This window comes from Rhodococcus sp. 05-339-2, assembly GCF_002258965.1.
Taxonomy (GTDB): Bacteria; Actinomycetota; Actinomycetes; order Mycobacteriales; family Mycobacteriaceae; genus Rhodococcoides.
The window spans coordinates 557,575-579,850 of the sequence record NZ_NOYW01000008.1 but is presented as its reverse complement, the minus strand read 5'-3'; the positions used below and the strand labels follow the sequence as shown (position 1 = coordinate 579,850).

22 protein-coding genes are annotated in these 22,276 nt (G+C 65.8%); 9 read left to right on the top strand and 13 right to left on the bottom strand.

The annotated features are described in order from the left end of the window. Nucleotides 1-61 precede the first annotated feature (61 nt). The 4 genes from dapC to CH273_RS09060 form a co-directional block, all read right to left on the bottom strand. Nucleotides 62-1,165, bottom strand: a complete 1,104-nt coding sequence (dapC, locus tag CH273_RS09075; protein ID WP_032394072.1) for a succinyldiaminopimelate transaminase — start codon at nt 1,163-1,165, stop codon at nt 62-64. A 4-nt stretch (nt 1,166-1,169) separates the two neighbouring features. Then, the gene (fdxA, locus tag CH273_RS09070; protein WP_008714223.1) at nt 1,170-1,493 is read right to left on the bottom strand and encodes a ferredoxin; all 324 of its coding nucleotides are present in this window, start codon (nt 1,491-1,493) and stop codon (nt 1,170-1,172) included. Between the two features lie 114 nt (nt 1,494-1,607). After that, nucleotides 1,608-2,366 carry a hypothetical protein gene (locus tag CH273_RS09065; protein WP_032394071.1) on the bottom strand — a complete coding sequence of 253 codons (759 nt, stop codon included), beginning with the start codon at nt 2,364-2,366 and terminating at the stop codon, nt 1,608-1,610. Nucleotides 2,367-2,404: 38 nt separating this feature from the next. Beyond that, the gene (locus tag CH273_RS09060; protein ID WP_371828353.1) at nt 2,405-4,996 is read right to left on the bottom strand and encodes a bifunctional FO biosynthesis protein CofGH; all 2,592 of its coding nucleotides are present in this window, start codon (nt 4,994-4,996) and stop codon (nt 2,405-2,407) included. Between the two features lie 138 nt (nt 4,997-5,134). Between CH273_RS09060 and CH273_RS09055 the strand changes: the two genes are divergently transcribed. The 3 genes from CH273_RS09055 to CH273_RS09045 all read left to right on the top strand — a co-directional run bounded on the left by CH273_RS09055 (nt 5,135) and on the right by CH273_RS09045 (nt 7,837). Further along, nucleotides 5,135-5,614 carry a PH domain-containing protein gene (locus CH273_RS09055; protein WP_032394070.1) on the top strand — a complete coding sequence of 160 codons (480 nt, stop codon included), beginning with the start codon at nt 5,135-5,137 and terminating at the stop codon, nt 5,612-5,614. A 77-nt stretch (nt 5,615-5,691) separates the two neighbouring features. After that, nucleotides 5,692-7,140 carry a PH domain-containing protein gene (locus CH273_RS09050; RefSeq protein ID WP_082322382.1) on the top strand — a complete coding sequence of 483 codons (1,449 nt, stop codon included), beginning with the start codon at nt 5,692-5,694 and terminating at the stop codon, nt 7,138-7,140. A 1-nt stretch (nt 7,141) separates the two neighbouring features. Continuing rightward, on the top strand, nt 7,142-7,837 hold the full coding sequence (locus CH273_RS09045; protein ID WP_032394068.1) for a uracil-DNA glycosylase: 696 nt from the start codon (nt 7,142-7,144) through the stop codon (nt 7,835-7,837). On the opposite strand, the gene CH273_RS09040 is transcribed toward CH273_RS09045, so the two are convergent. The 5 genes from CH273_RS09040 to typA all read right to left on the bottom strand — a co-directional run bounded on the left by CH273_RS09040 (nt 7,764) and on the right by typA (nt 13,273). Beyond that, a complete protein-coding gene (locus CH273_RS09040) occupies nt 7,764-8,216 on the bottom strand; it encodes a hypothetical protein (RefSeq protein WP_032394067.1) in 453 nt (150 codons plus the stop codon). The two genes, CH273_RS09045 and CH273_RS09040, sit on opposite strands and share 74 nt — an antisense overlap. 45 nt (nt 8,217-8,261) lie before the next feature. Beyond that, nucleotides 8,262-8,420: a hypothetical protein gene (locus CH273_RS27625; protein ID WP_008714214.1), complete on the bottom strand. Its 159-nt coding sequence runs from the start codon at nt 8,418-8,420 to the stop codon at nt 8,262-8,264. A 27-nt stretch (nt 8,421-8,447) separates the two neighbouring features. Next, on the bottom strand, nt 8,448-9,341 hold the full coding sequence (mshB, locus tag CH273_RS09035) for an N-acetyl-1-D-myo-inositol-2-amino-2-deoxy-alpha-D-glucopyranoside deacetylase (RefSeq protein WP_032394225.1): 894 nt from the start codon (nt 9,339-9,341) through the stop codon (nt 8,448-8,450). Between the two features lie 107 nt (nt 9,342-9,448). Beyond that, complete coding sequence (locus CH273_RS09030) at nt 9,449-11,230, bottom strand: ABC transporter family substrate-binding protein (protein ID WP_032394224.1); 1,782 nt, start codon at nt 11,228-11,230, stop codon at nt 9,449-9,451. A 105-nt stretch (nt 11,231-11,335) separates the two neighbouring features. Beyond that, a complete protein-coding gene (gene typA, locus CH273_RS09025) occupies nt 11,336-13,273 on the bottom strand; it encodes a translational GTPase TypA (RefSeq protein WP_032394066.1) in 1,938 nt (645 codons plus the stop codon). A gap of 175 nt (nt 13,274-13,448) precedes the next feature. On the opposite strand from typA, the gene CH273_RS27620 reads away from it, so the two are divergent. Beyond that, nucleotides 13,449-13,625, top strand: a complete 177-nt coding sequence (locus CH273_RS27620; RefSeq protein ID WP_094609726.1) for a hypothetical protein — start codon at nt 13,449-13,451, stop codon at nt 13,623-13,625. Here CH273_RS27620 and CH273_RS09015 read toward each other — a convergent pair. Beyond that, a complete protein-coding gene (locus CH273_RS09015) occupies nt 13,603-14,016 on the bottom strand; it encodes a (deoxy)nucleoside triphosphate pyrophosphohydrolase (RefSeq protein WP_032394065.1) in 414 nt (137 codons plus the stop codon). The genes CH273_RS27620 and CH273_RS09015 overlap by 23 nt on opposite strands. 14 nt (nt 14,017-14,030) lie before the next feature. Here CH273_RS09015 and CH273_RS09010 point away from each other — a divergent pair, with 14 nt between their 5' ends. Next, the gene (locus CH273_RS09010; protein WP_032394064.1) at nt 14,031-14,315 is read left to right on the top strand and encodes a 4a-hydroxytetrahydrobiopterin dehydratase; all 285 of its coding nucleotides are present in this window, start codon (nt 14,031-14,033) and stop codon (nt 14,313-14,315) included. Here the strand turns inward: CH273_RS09010 and CH273_RS09005 are convergent. Continuing rightward, nucleotides 14,257-15,477, bottom strand: a complete 1,221-nt coding sequence (locus CH273_RS09005) for a mannosyltransferase (protein WP_052049269.1) — start codon at nt 15,475-15,477, stop codon at nt 14,257-14,259. The two genes, CH273_RS09010 and CH273_RS09005, sit on opposite strands and share 59 nt — an antisense overlap. A gap of 303 nt (nt 15,478-15,780) precedes the next feature. Between CH273_RS09005 and CH273_RS09000 the strand changes: the two genes are divergently transcribed. After that, nucleotides 15,781-16,641, top strand: coding sequence for an Rv1157c family protein (locus CH273_RS09000; RefSeq protein WP_052049291.1), 861 nt, complete (start codon nt 15,781-15,783; stop codon nt 16,639-16,641). 136 nt (nt 16,642-16,777) lie between these two features. Here CH273_RS09000 and CH273_RS08995 read toward each other — a convergent pair whose 3' ends face one another. Then, nucleotides 16,778-17,527: a DUF1906 domain-containing protein gene (locus CH273_RS08995; protein ID WP_032394061.1), complete on the bottom strand. Its 750-nt coding sequence runs from the start codon at nt 17,525-17,527 to the stop codon at nt 16,778-16,780. Nucleotides 17,528-17,753: 226 nt separating this feature from the next. Between CH273_RS08995 and CH273_RS08990 the strand changes: the two genes are divergently transcribed. Both CH273_RS08990 and CH273_RS08985 read left to right on the top strand, forming a co-directional pair. After that, complete coding sequence (locus tag CH273_RS08990) at nt 17,754-18,332, top strand: TerD family protein (protein WP_032394223.1); 579 nt, start codon at nt 17,754-17,756, stop codon at nt 18,330-18,332. A 132-nt stretch (nt 18,333-18,464) separates the two neighbouring features. Continuing rightward, entirely contained in the window at nt 18,465-19,286 is an 822-nt protein-coding gene (locus CH273_RS08985) for a hypothetical protein (protein ID WP_032394060.1), read from the top strand. Nucleotides 19,287-19,343: 57 nt separating this feature from the next. Here the strand turns inward: CH273_RS08985 and CH273_RS08980 are convergent, their stop codons facing one another. Next, nucleotides 19,344-20,774 carry a sialidase family protein gene (locus CH273_RS08980; protein ID WP_141214766.1) on the bottom strand — a complete coding sequence of 477 codons (1,431 nt, stop codon included), beginning with the start codon at nt 20,772-20,774 and terminating at the stop codon, nt 19,344-19,346. Between the two features lie 115 nt (nt 20,775-20,889). Here CH273_RS08980 and CH273_RS08975 point away from each other — a divergent pair, with 115 nt between their 5' ends. Then, nucleotides 20,890-22,257 (top strand): WS/DGAT domain-containing protein, encoded by a 1,368-nt coding sequence (locus CH273_RS08975; RefSeq protein ID WP_230596625.1) that lies wholly within the window; start codon nt 20,890-20,892, stop codon nt 22,255-22,257. Nucleotides 22,258-22,276 lie beyond the last annotated feature (19 nt).

Below are 22,276 nucleotides of genomic sequence, written 5' to 3'. Positions count from 1 at the left end.
CGCATCGAGAAACGGAATTCCGTTCGCCGGGCCGAATTGTGGACAGTCAGTGCACCACGCACTATCCGCGCAGGCGAGCCGCCGCAGCCTCGATGCGTTCGTCCGTGGCCGTCAACGCGATCCGCACGTGATGGGCACCGTCGGGACCGTAGAACTCCCCCGGTGCGGCGAGGATGCCGCGCTGGGCGAGCCAGTCGACGGTGTCGCGGCACTTCTCACCCCGCGTGGCCCAGAGGTAGAGCCCGGCTTCGGAGTGGTCGACGGTGAAGCCCGCTGCCTCGACGGCGGACTTGAGAGTCGTTCGCCGGGCTCGGTATCGCTCGCGCTGGATGTTCTCGTGCTCGTCGTCGGCCAGTGCGGCGGTCATGGCAGCTTGGATCGGCAACGGCACCATCATGCCGGCATGCTTGCGCACCTCGAGCAACTCGGCGACGAGGGAGACATCTCCGGTGACGAAGCCGGCGCGATAGCTGGCCAGGTTCGAGGTCTTCGAGAGTGAGTGCACCGCAAGGAGATTGGTGTGATCGCCGTCGCACACGCGGGGGTCGAGAACCGACACGGCCTCGGCATCCCAGGTCAGACCCAGGTAGCACTCGTCGGAGACGACGATCGCGTCACGTTCGCGGGCCCAGTCGACGACCTTGCGCAGGTGCTCGACACCGAGCACCTTGCCCGTCGGGTTGGACGGCGAATTGACGAATATCAATGACGCCCGCTCCGGTCCGAGCCGCGCGAGACCGTCTGCCCGCAGAATACGAGCGCCGGCAAGCAGAGCACCCACTTCGTAAGTGGGATATGCCAGTTCGGGGATGACGACCAGGTCCTCGGCTCCGAGGCCCAGCAATGTCGGCAACCACGCGATCATTTCCTTGGTGCCGATGGCAGGTAGCACGGCGTCGACCCCGATGCCGGTGATCGAGTAGCGGCGCTCGAGCGCGGCGACCGCGGCCTCCCGCAGCGCAACGGTACCGACGGTCGTCGGGTATCCGGGTTCGTCCGCAACCGAATTCAGTGCGGTGCGGATGACCTCGGCAACCGGATCCACCGGCGTCCCGACCGACAGATTGACGATGCCGTCCGGGTGCGCCGACGCCGTCTCCTTGGCAGCGGTCAACGAGTCCCATGGGAAATCGGGCAGCGTCGCTGCCACCGCTCTGCGTGCCAAGGCGTCAGTTCTCGCCCATGGGAGGCAGAGCCTTGATGAACGGCGGGTCGTAGTCCGTCTTGCCGAGCTTGGCTGCGCCACCGGGAGATCCCAGGTCGTCGAAGAAGTCGACGTTGGCACCGACGTATGCGCTCCACTGCTCGGGCACGTCGTCCTCGTAGAAAATGGCCTCGACGGGGCACACGGGCTCGCAGGCTCCGCAGTCGACGCATTCGTCGGGGTGGATGTACAGCATTCGGTTACCCTCGTAGATGCAATCCACCGGGCACTCTTCGATGCACGCTTTGTCCAGTACATCTACGCACGGTTCTGCAATCGAGTAGGTCACTGCTGCTCTCCCCTCCTGTATCGATCGTGGGCGCTCGCGCGCCCTGAGCATCCTAGTATCGCCGTCCGAACTCGAGGGCGACCGACTCAGGGTCGCCTCACCTGCCCCGCTCGGCTATCGACGCAACTGCTTCGCGGGCGAGTCGGCACCGAGTGCCGATGCCTTCTTGTGGGCCGCGAGCCACTTGCGCCCCTGCTTGGCGGCACGCGAGAGAGCGCCGCGCTCACCGAGATATCCGGCGACGCCACCGACGAGGGGGATGGCGCCGAGCACGCGGTAGAAGCCGCGGGGGTGCGGACGCTTCTCCAGTTCGCCTGCCACGTCCCGCAGTACGTTCGCGATCTGCCACATTCCGCGCAGCAGTGCGAACGGACCCGACTTGGGTGACTGCTCCTTCTGCGCCGGAGCACTGTCGGCCAGGGACGTCAGATCGCGCTTGCACAGCACCGATCCGAGCAGCGCGACGTGCGTCTCGCGGTCGGTGACCCCCGACTCGCGCGCCACGGCCACGAGCACCATCGCCTGGTTGGCGAACCCGAGCAGGTCCTGGATCGGCAGGCGGTTGACCAGAATGCCGAACACACCGGGGAACGCCACGGCCACGGTGTTGAGTGCGCCGATCCGATTGACCCACCACTGCGAACGAGCGTCGCTGTCGAGCTTCTCCCAGCCCGCGGTACCGGGGAAGTCGGTGGTGTCGAAGGCCTTCGCGAGAAAATCGATCACGTTGTCGAGCGTCGAGTCATCCGCGGAGGACTCACGGAACGTGCGCCCCTTGAGCCCGATCGGATCCCGTGTCGCCAGGATGTCGAGCACGGGATGAATGATGGCGACGGCACTGCTCAGAACCGCGGCGACTCGACGGTCGTCCATGTCAGACAAGCTCCATTTCGAAAAAGGGGACCCGAGGGTCAGATCAAGCCGGCAACCGATACCGCCGGAGCCGGGCCGTACGTGGTGGTGCGCTGACGAACCGGTCGTCCGATGCCGTCGGCGATCTCGTGCAGTTCCGCGACGGTCTTCTCCGAACCGTTCTGCGAACCCGCCATACGCGAGATCGTCTCCTCCATCAGGGTCCCTCCCAGATCGTTCGCGCCTCCGTTCAGCATCGCCTGTGTACCCGTGATTCCCAATTTCACCCACGATGTCTGGATGTTGTCGATTCGGCCGTGCAGCATGATGCGAGCCAGGGCGTGCACCGCACGGTTGTCGCGGTTGGTCGGCCCGGGTCGGGACGCTCCGGCCAGATACAGCGGCGAGGACTGGTGCACGAACGGCAGCGGCACGAATTCGGTGAACCCACCGGTCTTGTCCTGGATCTTCTTGAGCACGTTCAGGTGACCGACCCAGTGCGACGGATTGTCGACGTGCCCGTACATCATCGTCGAGCTCGACCGCAGGCCCACCTCGTGCGCGGTGGTGATCACTTCGATCCACTCGGCAGCGGGCAGCTTGCCCTTGGTGAGCACCCAGCGGACCTCGTCGTCGAGGATCTCCGCGGCCGTACCCGGTATCGAGTCCAGCCCGGCGGCCCGGAGTTCGGTGAGCCACTCGCGAATCGACTGACCGCCGCGGGAGGCCCCGTTGACGATCTCCATCGGTGAGAACGCGTGCACGTGCATGGACGGAACCCGAGCCTTGACCGCACGCACCAGGTCGGCGTAGCCCGTCACCGGTAGTTCGGGGTCGATTCCACCCTGCATGCAGACCTCGGTGGCACCGACGACGTGCGCTTCCCACGCACGATCGGCGACCTCGGCGGTGGACAGGGTGAACGCATCGGCGTCACCCTTGCGCTGCGCGAACGCACAGAAGCGGCACCCGGTGTAGCAGATGTTGGTGAAGTTGATGTTCCGGTTCACCACGTAGGTGACGGTGTCTCCGTTGACCTGCTTGCGCAGATCGTCCGCCAGGGCCGCGACGGCGTCCATGCCCGGACCCTCGGCCGTGGCGAGTGCGAGGTACTGCTCGTCGGTCAGCCCGGCCGGATCCTTCTCCGCCGCCGTCAATGCCGACACCAAGTCGCGGTCGACCCGCTCGAGCCCGGCGAGATCGCGCACCTGCTCGCGAATGGAGTCCCAGTCGCCGAAGGCATTCGCCAGATCCGAGCGCGTCTCGGTATTGCGTCCCTGAGTGTCGATCTCGGTGTTCAGGTCGACGCGTCCCGAGGACTCCCACTCCTCGTCCGGCTCCTGCCACGGCAGACCCGTCGGGTTGACGTTCTCACGCGCCATGCCGGTCTCGGGATCGGCGAGCGCCCGCACGTGCGCCGAGATCCGCGGATCGATCCACGGAGCGCCGGCCAGAACGTACTGCGGTTGCGCTGCAACACGTTCCACCAAGCGGTAGCCCGCCTTGTCGGACAACTCGGCAAGGGTGTCGAGGTTCGGCCACGGCCGCTCCGGGTTGACGTGATCGGGGGTCAGCGGCGAGACCCCGCCCCAATCGTCGACGCCTGCACCGAGCAGCGCTGCGGTCTCCTCCGGCTCGACCAGATTCGGCGGAGCCTGAATCTGCATCGACGGGCCGACCACGATGCGCGTCACCGCGATGGTCGCCAGGAATTCTTCGAGCCCCGCATCGGGAACGGACCGCATCGCGGTGTCGGACTTGGCCAGGAAGTTCTGCACGATGATTTCCTGAACATGCCCGAAAGACTTGTGCACCTTACGAATTGCCATGATCGACTCGGCGCGATCGCGCAGTGTCTCGCCGATTCCCACCAGAATGCCGGTCGTGAACGGGATGTTCAGGCGACCCGCGTCGGTCAACGTCCGCAGCCGAACCTCGGGATCCTTGTCGGGGCTGCCGTAGTGCGCCTGCCCCTTCTCCTCGAACAACCGACGCGAGGTGGTCTCGAGCATCATCCCCATCGACGGGGCGACCGGCTTGAGTCGCGACAGCTCCTGCCACGACATCACTCCCGGATTGAGGTGCGGCAGCAGGCCGGTCTCCTCGAGCACCCGGATCGACATGGCGCGCACGTAATCCAGGGTCGAATCGTAGCCGCGGGAATCGAGCCACGCCTTGGCCTCGGGCCACCGCTCCTCCGGTCGGTCACCGAGGGTGAACAGCGCTTCCTTGCACCCGAGCGCGGCACCCTTGCGAGCGACGTCGATGATCTCGTCGGGATCCATGAACATCCCGTGCCCGGCGGCATTGAGCTTGCCGGGCACCGTGACGAACGTGCAGTAATGGCACTTGTCACGGCACAACCGCGTGATGGGTACGAAGACCTTTCGCGAATAGGAGACCGTCTTCGGACGCCCGGCCGACTCCAGACCCGCATCACGAACTCGCGCCGCCGACGCCATCAGATCCACCAGATCGTCCCCACGCGCATGCAGCAGAACCGTCGCCTCGTCGACGTTCAACGAGACTCCGTCCCGGGCGCGACGCAGAACGCGGCGCATGGCAGAAGCGGCTGGAGCGGTATCAGGCAGCGAAGTCACCAGTCGATCATGCGCTTCCTGGTACGCACGTGCCACCCACCCCTCCCCCATTCGGGTCGTTCCGCAGGCTCCACTCCTCCCCTCCCGGGTCGTTCCGCAGGCTCCACTCCCGCCCTACTCGGGTCGTTCCGCAGGCTCCGGGGGTGGTGGTTACCGAACGACACCCCTAGGTTTGTAGCCGTGACAACGATGACCGATCCGCAGTGGCAACCCTCTCCGCGTGCGCGTCTGCTCTGGGCGCTGAGTGCCGGTCTGCTGTGGGTACCGATCTTCGTCGCCCAGATCGTCTGGGCCGTCGTCGACTCGAACTGGACCACCTGGCCGCACGTCACCGTCCTCGTCGCCTCGATCGTCCTCGCGGCCCTGCACGTCGCGGTCGTGCCACAGTGGCGATATCGCGTGCATCGCTGGGAGATCAGCGACACCGCGGTCTACACCCGCACCGGCTGGTTGAGCCAGGAGCGGCGGATCGCACCGATCTCGCGAGTACAGACCGTCGACACCGAGCGCGGACCACTCGACCGTCTGTTGGGCTTGGCCACCGTCACCGTCACCACGGCGTCGTCCGCGGGCGCGGTGAAGATCACAGCGCTCGATCAGGACGTCGCGGACAAGACGGTCGCGCGCCTGACCGATATCGCCGGCCGTACCGTCGGAGATGCCACGTGACCGCCGGCAGCCCGCAGGATCAGGCGGAACTCCTCGCCGTCGAGGAGGAACAACCCTGGCTGCGCCTGGACAAGCGAATGCTGTTGGTACATCCGGTGAACGAGGGCATCAAGATTCTGCCGGTGCTGTTGATCTCGTTCTTCGTCGGCAGTCAGAGCGGTAACCACTATTGGAGTCTCGGCATCCTCGCAGTCGTGGTGGTGTTCGCAATTCTGCGGTGGTTCACCACCAGCTACCGAATCGGTCCGGTACACGTGCAACTGCGCACCGGAGTGTTGCAGAAGAAGGTCCTGTCCATCCCGCGCAACAGGATTCGGTCGGTCGACGTGGAAGCGAACGTCCTGCACCGCGTACTCGGCCTGTCCATCCTGCGCATCGGCACCGGGCAACAGGCAGGCAAGGGTGAGGCCTTCGAGCTCAATGCCCTCGACACCTCGCTGGTACCGGCACTCCGCGGAGATCTGTTGCAGCGAGTCTCGGGGCAGGTCCCGGCGACCGACGGAACACCCACCGCAGCAGAGGATTCCGGTGTGGAGATTGCGCACTGGCAGTTCTCGTGGGTGCGGTTCGCGCCGTTCTCCATCACCGGCATCGTCACCATCGCTGCGGCCGTCGGCGTGTTGTTCCAATACGGGCTCGGGCAGACACTGGCCGAATCGTCGGTGGTCTCCAACAGCATCGACTCCGCCGAGCGATTGGGTATCGCGGTGTTCGTCGTCGTGGCGCTGATGGCGCTGCTCGTCGTATCGAGCATCTTCGCATGCGTCCGCTATCTGCTGGCCTACGCCAACCTGACCGTGACCGACCAGGGACGCACCATGCACGTCAGCCACGGACTGCTGCGCACCCGTCAGTCGACGCTCGATCGCAAGCGGCTTCGTGGCACCTCGCTGTCCGAACCGCTGCTGCTTCGTGCGGCCGGAGGAGCAAGGCTGGACGCCATCATGACGGGCGTCAGCGCCGAGAAGAAGGAATCGTCTCTGCTGCTCCCCCAGGCCCCACGCGCCGAGGCGCTGCGGATGATGACCACGGTGCTCGGCGAGGCCGGTCTGCACGGAAGTTCGGACCGGCCTCTGCTGCAGCACGGACCCGCGGCGCGTCGACGCCGCTACACCCGCGCTGTGCTGCCCGTGCTGCTTCTCGGTGCAGCGCTCGGCATCGCACAGTACGTCGGCGCACCGATCCCGGTACTGGCGTGGATCGCGGTCGGGGTGTTGTTCGTTGCTGCATTCGGACTCGCTCACGATCGCTTCCGCGGCCTCGGCCACACGGTGCTGCCCGGTTGGCTCATCACCCAGCACGGTTCGCTCGACAGGACTCGACACAGCCTCGAAGCTGCAGGCATCATCGGCTGGACGGTGCGGCAGACGTTCTTTCAGCGTCGCGCCGGGGTCGCGACCGTCGTCGCCGCAACTCCCGCAGGCGTCGGACACTACGAGGTGGTCGACATCCCTATCGAGAACGCGTGGGCGATGATCGACGCCGTCACCCCTGGAGCCGGGGACGTCTGGCTGCACCGGACCTGACATGACGCGGCCGCAGAGCATCGACGAGCTCGACGTCGCGGTGGCCGAATGCCGCGCCTGTCCACGCTTGGTGCAGTGGCGTGAGCAGGTCGCTACCGAGAAGCGGGCCGCGTTCGCGAACGAAACGTATTGGGGCAAAGCCGTTCCCAGTTTCGGCCCGGCCGATGCATCGATGCTGATCGTGGGTCTGGCACCCGCGGCACACGGCGCGAACCGCACCGGTCGGATGTTCACCGGTGATCGAAGCGGTGACGTTCTCTATCGAGCGATGCATGCGGTCGGCCTGGCCAGCCAACCCACTGCCACCCATATCGGAGACGGATTGACGCTCAACGGGGTTCGCATCGCTGCTCCGGTGCATTGCGCTCCGCCGCAGAACAAACCGACTCCCGCCGAACGTGACCGGTGCAGACCCTGGCTCGACGACGAATTGCGGTTGCTGCGTCCGACCCTGAGGTCCGTCCTCGTTCTCGGAGCTTTCGGCTGGCAGTCTCTGCTGCCGACACTGGCCGCGAACGGGTGGGATGTGCCGAGGCCCGCACCGAAATTCGGCCATGGGGCTCGGCTCGACCTTGGCTCGATCACCGTGTTCGCCAGCTATCACGTGAGCCAGCGAAACACCTTCACCGGACTGTTGACTCCGACGATGATCGAGGACGTGCTGCGGAATGCGGGTCGGCATGCACGCTTGCTGTGATCGCCTTCATCCGGAACATGAACAGCAGCACTCCGGCGGGGCCCGCACCGGCCACGATGAGCAGCATGGTGCGCCAATCGGCGAGTAGGAGAACGTCCCCTCCCGGACCGCCGAGCATGCACAGCACCACCGCGGCAAACCAACCGAACAGGGGCGACGCCACCCAGATCGGTCGATCTGCGACTTTGCGTGCGGCCAGAATCAGCGCGACGTTCGCGATCCCACCGAGCACAGCGCTGATGGGGAACTGCACCGAACCGAGGTAGGTCGGTAGGAAGAAGACCGACAGAATTCCGGACAGGAAGCCGTCGAACACCAGTACTGCGACAGTCGCCCACGACACCAGGGCGACAGTATTGGATGCGGCCTTCGAGATCATGCGCCCAATACTGCCTTGACCCGGGTCGATTCAGTGCACCGGCACTCAGGAAACCGGCGGGTATCCCAGTGAGGTCAGCAAGTTGCTCGCACCCATGGCGATCTGTCCCAATACGTACTGGTACAGATCTGCCTGCGCGCCGAACTGCGGCTTGAGAGAATCGACGAACGCGACGATCGCGTCCTGCACTACCCAGTTGTACATGTGTGTTCCGCCCCTGCTGTATCGAGATCAGTGATTCGAGCCACAGCCTAGTACGCCGGCGAACAGGTCGTTCTCCCTGCCCGTCTCATCGGGGTCGAGTTCACCGCGGACGAGCACGTACTGCTCGTCGAGCAGAATCGGTTGGGCGATGTCGTTGGACAGTGCGTACTCGCTGCCGGACGGTGCGACGGTCACCTGAGTTGCGTGAGCCCGGAGCGCATCCCTCTTGGCATCGAGCACGCCGCGAATGTCGACACTCGTGGTGATGACGCTCTCGGGAACACTCGGCAGCTCGCCGGGCTCCGGCATTCGCCAGTGCGCGGGAATCTCCTCGATGGCGGCCAGTCCCGCCTGCAACTGATCGTGTCCGGTGACCGTCCAGTAGAACTTCGCCACCTCCCAGGGCGATCCGACGCCGGGGAACGACTCGGTACCGCAGACCTCGACGGCCTCGGTCACCAGCGAATGCACCTGCTGATGATCGGGGTGGCCGTATCCGCCCTCGGGGTCGTACCCGACGACCACCTGTGGTCGGAGCTCACGCATCACCGCGACGAGCGCTCCGAGAGCCTCGGTGCGATCGGCGTTGACGAACGCGCGCGGTTTGCGGGCCGCCGACGTCCCGGCCATTCCCGAATCTCGCCACCGTCCGGCACCGCCGAGAAATCGAGGTGGGTTGCACCCCAGTGCCGCGAGAGCGCGGTGCAGTTCCAGAATTCGGTAGCCGCCGAGCTGATCCGCACGGTCGACGACCAGATCTGCCCACGTCTCGCCGATCACTTCCCCCTCCTCGCCGAGCGAGCAGGTGAGCACCGTGACGTCCGCTCCGGCACGGACGTAGTGAGCGATGGTGCCGCCGGTGGTGATCGTCTCGTCGTCCGGGTGTGCATGCACCAGGAGCAGCCGCTGCGGCTCCGTCATGGAAGGCTCCGTCGTGGAAGGCTCCGGCATCGTCTGCTCGCTCGTCGAATCGTTCGTCATCGCTGTGTCGCTCGCTGTGTCGTTGTCGTCGGTCTCGCCGGGTTCGGTCATCGGGGTGTCCGTATCCACTGCGACGCGTCGGCGAAGATCCCGACCTCCACCGGGCCGGTCAACGAGACGCCGGTGATGCCGGGAACGGCGGCCACCACGGACGAGTCCTGCATGATCGGCAGGGTCGACGCCAGCGACCACAGTTCGGGCTCGACCTCGTTCCTGGCCACGGTGGGGTCGAGACCGCTCACCAATGCCCTGTCGATCGTCGGTTGCAATTCCGGAACGCACAGGCCGGACAGGTTGCGCAGCACCTCGACGCCGTCGCCACTGCCGTCGGCCGCTGCGTCGACGCAGCCGAACCGTGAGGCGAGGGCCGTGGCGGGGTCGACCCCGGCGCTGGTCCATCCCACGACCGCGTCGACGGTTCCGTCGGTCAACGCCGTCGAATACAGTTCGTCGGCAGGCAGTGGGGTGACGGTGGCGTCGATGCCCGCGCCGACGAGTTCGTCGGCGGCGGTCCCGGCGACCGCGAGTGCGATGTCGTCGTTCTCGACCGCACCGATCACGAACCGCAACGCGGTGCCGGTCGCGTCGGCAAGGCGGGTGACGGGCGACCGAGGAGTGCCCGTCGCACTCGGGGCGGGACTCTTCGTCGGAGCTGCGGTGGTCGGTGCGCTCGGATTCGGTGTCGAGGTCACCACGGCATCAGGTGTCGGCACGAACCCGGCCCGACCGAGTAGATCGAGGGCAGCAGTCTTGCCGATGGGGGCGGGCGCGGTCGCGGAGTAGCCGGGGTCGGACGGCGAGGACAGCTGCGCAGCCGCCCGGCGATCGGTCGCGCCGCCGCCTGCTCCGACCGTGGCCAGCAGGTTCGGATCGAGCAGACCGAATATCCCTTGCCGCACAGCAGAATCGGACATGTTCGGAGCTCGACCGTTGATCGTCATCGACAGCACACGTGACTGCCTGACGGTGTCGGTTCGCACTCCGGGAATTGCGGAGAGCTGCGCCCGCAGCGCCGAGCCCCCGCGAACCTGAGCGATCTGAGCGTCACTGGACCGCAGCGAATCGGCCAGCTGCGCAGAGGTTCCTCCGCGGCGGATGAGGATCTGGTCCGGTGATGCCGGTCGGTCCCAGAATCGATCGTTGCGTTCGAGCAGGATCTCGTCGCGCCCTCGGTCGACGGTCTTGATGTTGAACCGCGAACCCGAGACCGGCACGTTGTCCGTCAGGCCCCCCTGGAAACCGCCCGGTGAGTCCTTGAGCAGGTGCGAGGGCACCAGATCGGCGAACAGTCGCTGCCAGGCCGGATACGGCGACGAGAGCGTCACGTCGACCGTTTTGCCACCGCCCGAGGACGCAACGTCGCTGATCAGGGCGTACCCCGCCGGATCGACGACACCGGGCTGGGTGATCATCTGTTGCCACAGGTAGCGGAAATCCTCGGCGGCGATCGGCGCGCTGTCGGACCACTGGGCCTCGTTGCGCAGCTGGTAGCGGATGGTGAACGGCGATTGCGACGTCACCTCGGCCGAGAGCAGCAAGGACAGGTCCGGCTCCCAGGTGGTCACCCCGGTGTCGGGGTTCCTGACCGGGCGGAACGGGCTGGGCAGAACCAGCGAACTCACCGCGGCCGTCGCGGGCGACTGATCCGCCAGAAGATGTGGATTGAATCCGATACCGACGTCGTCGATGGCGACGACGACCGGATCACCGGTCTCGGCCGGAACCATCGTCGTGCTGACCGGAGTCTCGACACTCTCGATGGGGGGCGGCGGATCCGCAGTGCACGCGGTGAGAGCCAGAGCGATGGCAGAAACCAGAACCGTCGGCATCAGCACCTTGCGCAACGAGGATCTCCTTGGTAGTCGGCTACTTCTGCGACAGAAGCGACGCGCCCCACGAGGGTGACACGTCGCTTCTGCCGCACGAAGTGAGTCTTACAGAGCAGCCTTGTCGCGAGTCTTGCTACGCGAACGTTCGCGGGCGCGCTCGTTGGAATCGAGGTGCACCTTGCGGACGCGGACGACCTCGGGGGTCACCTCGACGCACTCGTCGCCTGCACAGAACTCCATCGCCATTTCCAGGTCGAGCTTCTTGGGCTTGGCCAGGGTCTCCATGACGTCTGCGGAGGACTGACGCATGTTGGTCAGCTTCTTCTCGCGGGTGACGTTGATGTCGAGGTCTTCCTGACGCGGATTGATGCCCACGACCATGCCCTCGTAGGTGTCCGCACCCGGCTCGACGAAGAACGTGCCGCGATCGGCCAGCTGGATCATCGCGAACGGAGTGACGGTGCCGTTACGGTCCGAGACGAGCGAGCCGGTGTGGCGGGCCCGGATCTCGCCGGCCCACGGTGCGTATCCGTGGAAGACGGCGTTGGCGATACCGGTACCGCGAGTCTCGGTGAGGAAATCGGTGCGGAAACCGATCAGGCCACGCGAGGGAACGATGAACTCCATGCGAACCCAGCCTGCGCCGTGGTTCGTCATCTGCACCATCTTGCCCTTGCGAGCTGCGAGCAACTGAGTGACCGCGCCGAGGTACTCCTCCGGTGTGTCGACGGTGAGCTCTTCGAAGGGCTCGTGCAGCTTGCCGTCGACCTGCTTGGTGACTACCTGGGGCTTGCCGACGGTGAGCTCGAAGCCTTCGCGACGCATCTGCTCGACGAGGATGGCCAGCGCCAGCTCGCCACGACCCTGGACCTCCCAGGCATCGGGGCGACCGATGTCGAGAACCTTGAGCGAGACGTTACCGATGAGCTCCTGGTCCAGACGGCTCTTGACCATGCGCGAGGTGAGCTTGTGGCCGCTGACGCGACCGACGAGCGGGCTCGTGTTGGTGCCGATGGTGACGGAGATGGCCGGCTGGTCGACGGTGATGCGAGGCAGCGCGACCGGATCCTCCAGATCTGCGAGGGTGTCGCCGATCATGATGTCCGGGAAGCCCGCGACGGCGACGATGTCGCCTGCGACGCCGCGCTCACCGGGGACGCGCTCGACGCCGATGGTGTTGAGCAGCTCGGTGATCTTGGCCTTCTGGACGACGGGTTCGCCGTCGACCTCGCGCATCCAGCTCACGGTCTGGCCCTTGGAGAGCTGGCCGTTGTGGATACGCACCAGGGCGAGGCGGCCGAGGAAGGCCGACGCGTCGAGGTTGGTGACGTGGGCCTGCAGCGGTGCGTCGACGTTGCCCTTGGGCGCGGGGACGTAGTTGAGGAGTACCTCGAACAGCTCGTCGAGGTTCTCTGCGTCGGGCGCGTGGCCGTTCTCGGGCTGAACACGCGACGCCTTGCCCTCACGGCCGGAGGCGTACAGAACGGGGAGGTCGAGTGCGAGCTCGGCGGCCTCGGACGCTTCGTCGTCGAGGTCGGACGCGAGGTCGAGGAGCAGATCGTGGCTCTCCGAGACGACCTCTTCGATGCGCGCGTCGGGACGGTCGGTCTTGTTCACGACCAGGATCACCGGGAGCGAGGCGGCGAGCGCCTTGCGCAGGACGAAGCGGGTCTGCGGGAGCGGGCCCTCGGAAGCGTCGACGAGAAGGACGACGCCGTCGACCATGGACAGGCCTCGTTCGACCTCGCCGCCGAAGTCGGCGTGGCCGGGGGTGTCGATCACGTTGATGACGGTGATCGTGCCGTCGGCGTTGCGCTTGTGAACGGCCGTGTTCTTGGCCAGGATCGTGATGCCTTTTTCTTTTTCGAGGTCACCCGAGTCCATGACGCGGTCGATCGCTTCGGCACGTTCCTCGAACGCGCCTGACTGCCGGAGCATGGCGTCGACCAGGGTGGTCTTGCCGTGGTCGACGTGTGCAACGATGGCTACGTTGCGAAAAGTGGTGGTGCTGTCGATGTTGTCTGCACTGCTTGGGGCGCTCACGCGAAAAATTCTCCTGGAGTCGAATGCGGGCTCTTGTTCGCTAGCGGGCTTATGTCGCTAGAGAAGCGCGCTGCACCGCGAGGTTCTCGCGACTGATCGAGTTTACCCGTAGTCCGACGGTACCCCGCGCCACCCTCAGGTCTGTGACCTGCGCCACCCATTAGTCTTGGTGCTCATGGGCAAGATAAAGGCAGCAGATGTCTCGGGGATGAAGCCCAAGAAAAAATGTTGTCGCAAGAAGGTTCGGTGCATCAAATGCCCCGTGGTCATCATGCGAATGAAGAAACTCGAATCGGCGGGCGCGACCAAGAAGGACCTGAAGAAGGGCCTCAAGACCGCCCGGGCGAAGTGAGCAGGATCTCCAGCAGTTCGGGCAGCCAGAGCCGGTCCGCATCGACGAGATCCATGGTCGGCAGCGTCTGCGCATCCACCCACCGCAGGGCCGAATGTTCCAGCGCTGCAGGCATTCCCGAGACGAGCGAGGCCCGGTAGGCGCGCAGCACCAGCCCGCCCGCAAGATCGACGTCGCCGGTCAGCGCCGCTCCGACCGAGCACTCGACTCCCAGTTCCTCCCGCAACTCGCGCACCAGGGCCGCCTCCTCGGACTCGCCGGGCTCGACCTTGCCGCCGGGCAGTTCCCACAGACCCGCCAGCTCGGGCGGACGGGTTCGTTGCGCGAGCAGCAGCCTGCCGTCGTGCGTCAACGCGGCTGCGACAACCACAGCGATGGGGGTACCGGACATGCCACCATCTTTCTATGACCGAACTGCTGACCGATCGCGACATCGAGGACGCCCGGCTCGACGAATGGACCGTGGTCGGGAAATCCCTGACGCGCACCGTCGAACTGGCGTCGTTTCCGGCTGCCATCGAGGCGGTGAACCGCGTGGCCGAGGCCGCGGAGGAAGCGGACCATCACCCCGACATCGACATCAGATGGCGGACGCTCACGTTCACCCTCTCGACACACAGTGCAGGCGGGCTCACACAGAAGGATGTGGATCTGGCGCGTCGGATCGATGCACTGACCGCGCCTTCCTGACTCGCCCGGCGTAGACCACCCAGCCGAGGAACAGCGCTGCTCCGACGACGTCCACGGCGCCTGCCCACGCCTCCAGTGCGGGACGAGGGATGGTCCAGATCGATTCCTGGAAGAAGCTGAGCAGCCACGGCACCCCAACGGTCACCGTCACCAACCAGTAGCCCGCGACGATCTTCGCCCCGGCGACGTCACGCAGGGGGCCGTGCACCAGCCAGATCACCATCGGGATCACCCAGATCCAGTGATGCGACCACGAGATCGGTGAGATCAGCAGGCCGAACAGTTGCACGATCACCAGCGTGCCCAGATGGTCTTCGCGTCCGATCGCACGCCATGCCGCGATCGCGAGCCCCGTCGCGACGACGGCGGCAACGATCCACAGTGGTCCCTGCCCGACGTCCTCCCCCGCGATCCGACTGAGCGCACCACGCAGAGACTGATTCCAGACCGAGCCGACGGGGCCGATGCGGTCGGCATCGCCGAGAAGCGTGGTGAAGTACGTGGCCGCCTGATGTCCGAGTGCCGCGTAACTGACCGCGACGGAAAGGGCGAAGGCCACAGCCGAGAACGCTGCGGCCTTCCATCGCCGGGTGGCCAGGAAGTACAGACCGGTGATGGCCGGGGTCAGCTTGATTCCGGCCGCGAAGCCGACCAGTCCGCCTGCCACCCACCACCTGCTGCTGCGTACCGCGAGAATCGCCAGCAGCACCAGGAATACGTTGACCTGGCCGTAGTCGAGTGTCGTCCGTACGGGTTCGGACCACAGCCCCAGCGCGGTCCACAGCATGGCGATACGCACCCAGCGCGCCTCGGCGGCGCGCTCGTCGCCGAGGACCATCGACAGCGTCAGCCTCGCCACGGCGAACAGCGCGATCATGGTCGCGGCTTGCCACAGGACGCCGATCACCGTGAACGGCAGATAGTGCAGCGGGAAGAACACCAGCGCGGCGAACGGCGGGTACGTGAACGGGAGCGGGAAGTCCGGGGTCTGTACCGAATACGTGTAGTCGTACAGATTGCCGCCGAGCAGTGCCGCGGAGCCGTCGACGTAGACGTGGAGGTCCACGAGGTTCATTCCGTTGGGCGTCGCGAAGGCCCAGACGAAGCGGCTCAGCACCGAGACCGCGAGCAGAACGGGGGCCAGCCGAACAAGTCGGTTCACTGTGCGTGCGGTTCCGTTCGGTATCGATGCGGTGTATCGGTCGTCGAGCTTATAGGGCTCCGCTCATGCGCCCCAACCGCCTGCGCACCGGAGTAACATTTGCATCACCTTTCACACTGATAACTTCAGTAACAGGTTATCGTGTGCGTCTGCGGAGAATTCGCAGCGTGTGACCAATAGACTGCCCTGGCAAAGATGCGACGGGGGAGGGCTCCACCGACAACAGCTGTACATCGGGGATTGCGCTACATAGAGTGACCCCTCGAGCACCGGCTGTCGCCGTGGGCCCGCGTCATGATCAGAATGGGGAATATCACCGTGCTTCGTACCCGCGGAACGCGTCGCGTAGTTACAGCCTTGGCCGTAGCCGCAGCCGCCGCACTCGTCGTGCCGACCAGCGCATCCGCACAGCCGTTGGTGCCGATGGCACCGGCAGATCTGCCCGCAGCACCGGCCGATCCCGCTGCTCTGATCGCTCAGTTCCTCCCCGCCCCCGGTGAGCCGATGCCGAACCTGGCCGACGTCGAAGCACTCGCCTCGTTCGCACCGGCCATTCTCGGTGCCGCAGCCGGACCTGCCGACGTGGGAGCTGCTCCGGCGGCGGACCTGCTCGGTCAGGCCCGCACCCTGTTGGAAACCGCGCAGCTCCCGGACCAGGTCAAGGCACTGCTCGAACGGGTCATCACCTTCCTGGACGGCTCCGGCGGCGGCGGACCCGAACTGCCGTCGGACGGACCCGTCATCGCCCAGTTCCTCTACCCGACGCTCGGCAAGGGATGCATTTCCGACACCGCCGATTCCGTCGGAACCGCCCTCGCCGTACCGGGACCGGCCACCCTGCCGCCTCCCGGACCCGGTGCAGGACAGGCCGGCTTCGTCTTCACCGCCCTCGGCACTGCGCCCGTCGCTGCGCAGCAGGCAGCTCCCCTGACGGTGACGTGGCTCAACATCGACAACCGTCGCTCGGGAACGCAGGACCTGACCGGCGCGGCCATGATCAACACCGACGGTCCGGCAACGCTGTCCGCGATCGCCGACACCGGCCCCGGACGCGTCCTCTCGGTGATCTCCGGTTCGATCACCACGCAGTCGAAGGAAGATCCGGCCGCAGCTCCGCGCAGCTGCACCTTCCTGCCCACCATCGGTACGGTCTACGTTCCGTAGCTCGTATCTGCTCCACCGACAGTTTCGCCCCCGGCTTCAACGGAAGCCGGGGGCGAAATTGTCGATTCAGGCGAATTCCGAAAACAACGATGCGTTGCATTCGAGAATGGTCGCAATGAATTACATCGATGTTATTTCAGAGAATGTTCGCCTCGGATTTCGACCACTGCCCGTAGTCGGCTTTCAGAATGTTGTTGATGTCGACCTTGACGCCGCCCACGAAATCCTTGTCGATTCGAATCTGATGAATGTGAGCATCGGGGTGAACGAAGCCCTTGGGTGTTCCCCAATTGTGCTGCCAATACCACTGGCCGAGTCCGGCGACCGAGGCCAATTCGATGGTCGGTGAGTTGGCGTAGATCCCCGTGTTCTCGGCTCCGATCACCGATTGCCAGCCCAGGATGTACGGCGCGATCAGAGTTGCGAACTCCACGGCGGTGGGGTTGTCGTCGATCGACGCGTAGATCGGGCGGTCCGTCGGACCACCGGCGGCGAGGTGGAGTTCGAGTCCCCGTTCTGCATGCTTGACACCCGCCGCATACCCGCCACGCCAATCGGACGTGGCCCCCTTGCCGAACTGATAGTTCGAGACCACTTCCAGCCCTGCGGACGTCAGCGAGTCGGCCTCGGACTTGCGCATCGGCTTGCCGATCATCCAGTTCGCATCCGGTCGCCGATCGGAGACGTACCGAACGGCCCCGAGGTGACCGGCCGCCTTGATGGCCGCTGCCGACGGCACCCCACCCGAGTAGTCGACGAGGGTGCCGAGCCCGGCGTCGGCGTGCGCGGTCGCCGTTCCCAACGCAACCAATCCGACGGCGGCCGCGGACCCCGCGGCGGCGTACTTGAACAACTCACGTCGCGAAACCTGCACAGAAATCTCCATCGTCGTTCGATCGCTGCGGCGCGCCTACCCGAGAAATCGCACAACCACTGCTATCTTTCACCGTTTGTCGTATCCCACCACAATCCCATCGGTACCGCCAGCCCCACTGCTCACACCCACCACGTTCCCCTCCGGCTTCACACGTGCACCTCGAGCACCGAGATCTCGAACATGAATATGGTGGAGTGGACGATGCACGGACGAACGCGCTGAGGAGTGGATGGACATGGGTGTAACGCTTGCCAAGGGTGGAAATGTCTCGCTGACCAAAGAAGCACCGAACCTGACCGCCGTCAGCGTGGGTCTCGGCTGGGATGTCCGTGCCACCACCGGCGGCGACTTCGACCTCGATGCCAGTGCTATCGGACTCGGCACGACGAAGAAGGCGCTGAGCGACAGCTACTTCGTCTTCTACAACAACCTCCGCTCCCCCGACGGTGCCATCGAGCACACCGGAGACAACCGGACCGGCGAAGGTGAGGGCGACGACGAGAGCATCGATGTCGACCTGGCGGCCCTGACCCCGGATGTCGACTCCATTGTCTTCCCGGTGTCCATTCACAACGCCGATGCCCTTGGCCAGAACTTCGGCCAGGTCGTCAACGCGTTCATCCGCGTGGTGGACAAGTCCGACGGGCGCGAACTCGCCCGCTTCGACCTCACCGAAGACGCCTCGACCGAGACGGCAATGGTGTTCGGCGAGCTGTACCGCCGCGGCGCCGAATGGAAGTTCCGTGCCATCGGCCAGGGCTACGCCTCGGGCCTCGAGGGGATCGTGCGCGACTTCGGCATCGACGTGGGCTAGCTGTCCGCGCACAGTGTCGCTCGGACCGTCTCGATTGAACAACGGATTCCGGCTGAGCTTGTGACGTCCAGATGATGTGTGGTGGTATCAGCGCACACGCAACATAAGCCTCATCAGTCACAGGAGTCACACATGTCTCGTCGCCTCAGCCGTCTGGCCGGCGCGCTCGCGCTCTCCTGCGCGGCATTGCTCGCTGTCCCCGCCACTGCTGCAGCGGATCCGGCACCGGCCGATCCGCTGGCGCAGGCGATCGCCGCACTGCAGGGACAGGGTGGTGCCTCACTCGACGCCGCGACCGCGATCGCAGACTCACGCACCCCGGTCGCCGAGGACGCCAGCGTCGATCCGTTCGCCGCACTGAACGCGGCCAACAAGGCCCTCACCGACTTCGGCATCACGCCGTTCTTCTACCCCACGGCAGCGATCAACTGCGCCGCTACGGCGGGCTCGCCCCTCGGCATCGTTCCGGGTGTCGCAGGCGGAGCGGCCGGACCGTGGCCTCAGCTGACCGCGCCGGCCATCCCCACCTTGCCGTTCCTGCCGTCCATCGAGATTCCCGAGCTCAATGCCGTCGACAAGGGCGAGACGATGTTCGCGTTCGTCCCGGCCGGAATCGTGAACGATTCCGCAGACAAGACCGGGATGCAGGTCGCCTGGTTCAACGTCAACACCCTGAAGGGCGGATTCGCCGACTTCGGCGGCTTGGCAACCACTCTCGCCGACTCGATCCTCGCCAACTCCGGCGTGCCCGACGCCGCGAAGGACATCGTTCGGCCGTTCGTCATCGGCGCGATCGACTCGCTGCCTGCCGCCGGTGCCCGCGCCGTACCCGTCGAAACCGGATCGGGAACCGTTCTCGCCGCGGTGTTCGGCACCGTCAACCACAAGGCCCTCGACGGTTCGGACAAGAGCTGCTTCTTCTTCCCCACCGTCGGCATGATCAACGTCGCCTAGAGGTTCCGCTTGATCACGAAAGGCCCTGCAGCGCACTGCTGCAGGGCCTTTCGGCTGCTACGCGCTGACGATTCGGCCCAGCCGGCCCAGGACGGCCTGCATCTCGGTGTGTTCCGATCGCGCCGCCCACGGCCGTTGCCTGTTCCTTCCCCGCATCTGCATCGCCGCCCCGGTCACGAGGTCACCGTTGGGGGCGAAATGCACACGAACGATCTCGTTGAGTGAGCGCCTCGACCCGAAACCCGGTACGACACTGCAGAACCCGTAGGGAAAGAGCGGCGCGTCGGGTTCGTTGTACTTTCCACCGACGAACACCGGGCCGCTGGTACGAAAGTCGCGGCACTGCGCGATGAAGCCGTGGAACGCACGACCCCTCTCACGTCCGTAGTAGGCGATGCCCACTCGCCCGGACCCGGTGGCGGTGATCGCGCCGAAGCGAGCGTCGCGCACCCCTGGTGCCGACACCACCACCGGCCTCGACCACGTCACCGCACCGTCCGAGGACCAGGCCGCATGCAGCAACCCGTCGCGGTCCGGCCACACCGCGTACACGTTTCCGTCGTCGTCGACGGCCATCGACTCCGGCAACAGATAACGCGATCCGAGCAGCAGAAAATGCACTGCGTTGTGGTATTTCGCCAGCGCCGAACCGGGGACCATCCGAACGTCCCACGTCAGGCCCTCGTCGCGACTGACCGCCACCGCGAACCGTCGTCCGTAACGGCCGCCGATGTAGACCGTGCCGTCCGGGGCGACGACGCCCTTGCCGAAGGCGACGTACTCCCGACTCGGCAACCCGGGGATGTTCTTCGAATCGATGTCGAAACCACCGGCCACCTCCCACTTCACCCCGCCGTCGAAGGACCGCCAGATGACCTGCCGGGTGACGTTGATCAGTGGCCGCACCCGTACTGCGAACGGCGTGGGCGCGGAAAGATACGTAACTCTCCCTGACCGTGAATTACTCGGTCCGGCAAATACTTTGGCGTCCATCCTCGCTTTCGATGCCACTTTCCGGGTGCGCCAGGTTTCGCCCCGGTCGTCACTGACTCCGAGGGTGAAGCCCGTTCGCAGCGGGTGGGGCGGCACCGCGTCGAAACGGCCGGCGTGCAGAAACAGCCGCTCGTCGACGTCGTCGAAGTACAGATAGGGTCGGTTCCGACTCTGCTGCACCCCCTCGGGAACCGATGCGCGCCACGACTTTCCGAAGTCGGACGAGCGCAGTACACCGACACCGTCGACGGTGAACGCGGGCGCGACGAAGACCGTGTTGTCCGCCGCCACCCCGAGGGTGCAGGCCGCAGAGCCGTACTCGGTGTAGGAGATGTCGGTGACGAAGTCGGCCGATGCGGCGGCGTTGGTCGAGGAACGCAGTCCTGCCCGATAACCCGAAGCAACTCTGGGCGTCACGACACCCGCCATGGGGTGCCACGGCGTCGCGGCCACAGTGCTGGTCGATGCATTGGACCAGGCTAGCGCCGATGGCACCGGTAGACCTCCAGGCAACCGAAGAAGTCCTCGGCCCGTCCTGGTGACAGATCACAGAACGGGACCGATCAGTACGTAAAATCTCGGTTCGCAGTGTGCCGCATAGGCTCATCGTGTGCCCCGCGCTCGAGCCGACAACCGCCGCCCCCGATCGACGCGCCTGCATCCGGCCGACGCACGCGCGTACTGGATGGCGTCGAAAATTCCGAGCGACCAGTTTCTGCTGTACTGCTTCGACAACGGATCCGAGGGCCTCGACGCCGAAATGCCACGCCTGCACGAGCGCAGCGGGCGCATCGAGGTTCTGCGTCGACGCATCACCGACGTCGCATTCGGTCTCGACTATCCCCGCTGGACCGAGGCGGGCCCGCGCCCCGACACGATCTCCGTCCACCGAACGCCGCGCACCTGGCCGGAGTGCCTCGACGCGATTGCGGCATCGTTCGCCCGTCAGGTCGATCCCCGAGTGTCCGTGTGGCACCTGCACCTGTATCCGAACATCGCCGACGCTCCCGGCGGCGCGGCCGTCGTTGCCGTGCTCCAGCTTTCGCACGCGGCAGCCGACGGAACACTGGCCGCTCGCACTGCCCGCGACCTGTTCGGTACGCACCCACTTCCACCGGCCTCCGCGCGGGCGGAGCCTCCCGCGGTGTTCGTGCAGGCATCCACCATCGTTGCCGCTGCGACCGTCCCGCTTCGACTGGCACAGATGGTTCACGGCGGCGTCCGTGCCCGATTCGACGCGCTGAGCCTCGGACGAGGCACCGACTCCGGTGAGATCCCTCCGCCCGCACACTCGCGCGCTCCGACCGCCTTGGACGTGCCGCCCGCCGGCCGGACGTCGGTGCGCACCATCGTGCTTCCGAAATCCGACCTGCAGTCCGCCGGCACCACCGTCACCACTTTCGTACTGACCGCAGTGTCGGTTGCACTGCAACGGCTTCTCGGCGATGGTCCGGACCTGGCCGCCGAGGTCACGCTGGCGAGGGACACACGAGCCGACGCGCGAAACAATTTCGGCAACGTCGGTGTCGGACTGTTCACCGACGAGCCCGACATCCGCACTCGCAGTCGACTCGTATCGGCCGATCTGGCCGCGCGTCGGGCTCGCGCGAACCATCCATTGTCGGAGGCCGCCCGCGCGTCACAGGACGCCGTCGAAGCACACGTGCCTGCATTTCTTGCCGAATGGGGCGTCGCGCAGTTCGATCCGACCGCAGTCCCTCCGTCCGTCACCGGGAACACCGTCGTCTCCAGCGTCTCGCGCGGTGCCGCAGACCTCACGTTCGGCGGCGGCTCCGTCCGATTCACCGCCGGTTTCCCGGCCCTGTCCCCGGCCATGAGCCTGACCCACGGAGTGCACGGCATCGGCGATACCGTCACCGTCGGCATCACCTCCAACAGCGCGGCCGTACCCGACCCGGATCTCTACGAGGCACTCCTTCGCGACGCTCTCGCGGACGTACGCACGGCTCTGGCCTGACCGGGACCGAACTGCCAGA

Excerpts from the sequence above, each read along its gene's own strand:
- CH273_RS09060 (WP_371828353.1), bottom strand. The coding sequence starts at position 4,996 with ATGGGGGAGGGGTGGGTGGCACGTGCGTACCAGGAAGCGCATGATCGA.
- CH273_RS08990 (WP_032394223.1), top strand. The coding sequence starts at position 17,754 with ATGGGTGTAACGCTTGCCAAGGGTGGAAATGTCTCGCTGACCAAAGAA.
- CH273_RS09040 (WP_032394067.1), bottom strand. The coding sequence starts at position 8,216 with ATGATCTCGAAGGCCGCATCCAATACTGTCGCCCTGGTGTCGTGGGCG.
- CH273_RS27620 (WP_094609726.1), top strand. The coding sequence starts at position 13,449 with ATGGGCAAGATAAAGGCAGCAGATGTCTCGGGGATGAAGCCCAAGAAA.
- CH273_RS09000 (WP_052049291.1), top strand. The coding sequence starts at position 15,781 with ATGGGGAATATCACCGTGCTTCGTACCCGCGGAACGCGTCGCGTAGTT.
- CH273_RS09050 (WP_082322382.1), top strand. The coding sequence starts at position 5,692 with ATGCTGTTGGTACATCCGGTGAACGAGGGCATCAAGATTCTGCCGGTG.
- CH273_RS08995 (WP_032394061.1), bottom strand. The coding sequence starts at position 17,527 with ATGGAGATTTCTGTGCAGGTTTCGCGACGTGAGTTGTTCAAGTACGCC.
- CH273_RS09055 (WP_032394070.1), top strand. The coding sequence starts at position 5,135 with ATGACCGATCCGCAGTGGCAACCCTCTCCGCGTGCGCGTCTGCTCTGG.
- CH273_RS09065 (WP_032394071.1), bottom strand. The coding sequence starts at position 2,366 with ATGGACGACCGTCGAGTCGCCGCGGTTCTGAGCAGTGCCGTCGCCATC.
- CH273_RS09015 (WP_032394065.1), bottom strand. The coding sequence starts at position 14,016 with ATGTCCGGTACCCCCATCGCTGTGGTTGTCGCAGCCGCGTTGACGCAC.
- CH273_RS08985 (WP_032394060.1), top strand. The coding sequence starts at position 18,465 with ATGTCTCGTCGCCTCAGCCGTCTGGCCGGCGCGCTCGCGCTCTCCTGC.
- mshB (WP_032394225.1), bottom strand. The coding sequence starts at position 9,341 with ATGACGGAGCCGCAGCGGCTGCTCCTGGTGCATGCACACCCGGACGAC.
- CH273_RS09030 (WP_032394224.1), bottom strand. The coding sequence starts at position 11,230 with ATGCCGACGGTTCTGGTTTCTGCCATCGCTCTGGCTCTCACCGCGTGC.
- CH273_RS09010 (WP_032394064.1), top strand. The coding sequence starts at position 14,031 with ATGACCGAACTGCTGACCGATCGCGACATCGAGGACGCCCGGCTCGAC.
- CH273_RS27625 (WP_008714214.1), bottom strand. The coding sequence starts at position 8,420 with ATGTACAACTGGGTAGTGCAGGACGCGATCGTCGCGTTCGTCGATTCT.
- CH273_RS09045 (WP_032394068.1), top strand. The coding sequence starts at position 7,142 with ATGACGCGGCCGCAGAGCATCGACGAGCTCGACGTCGCGGTGGCCGAA.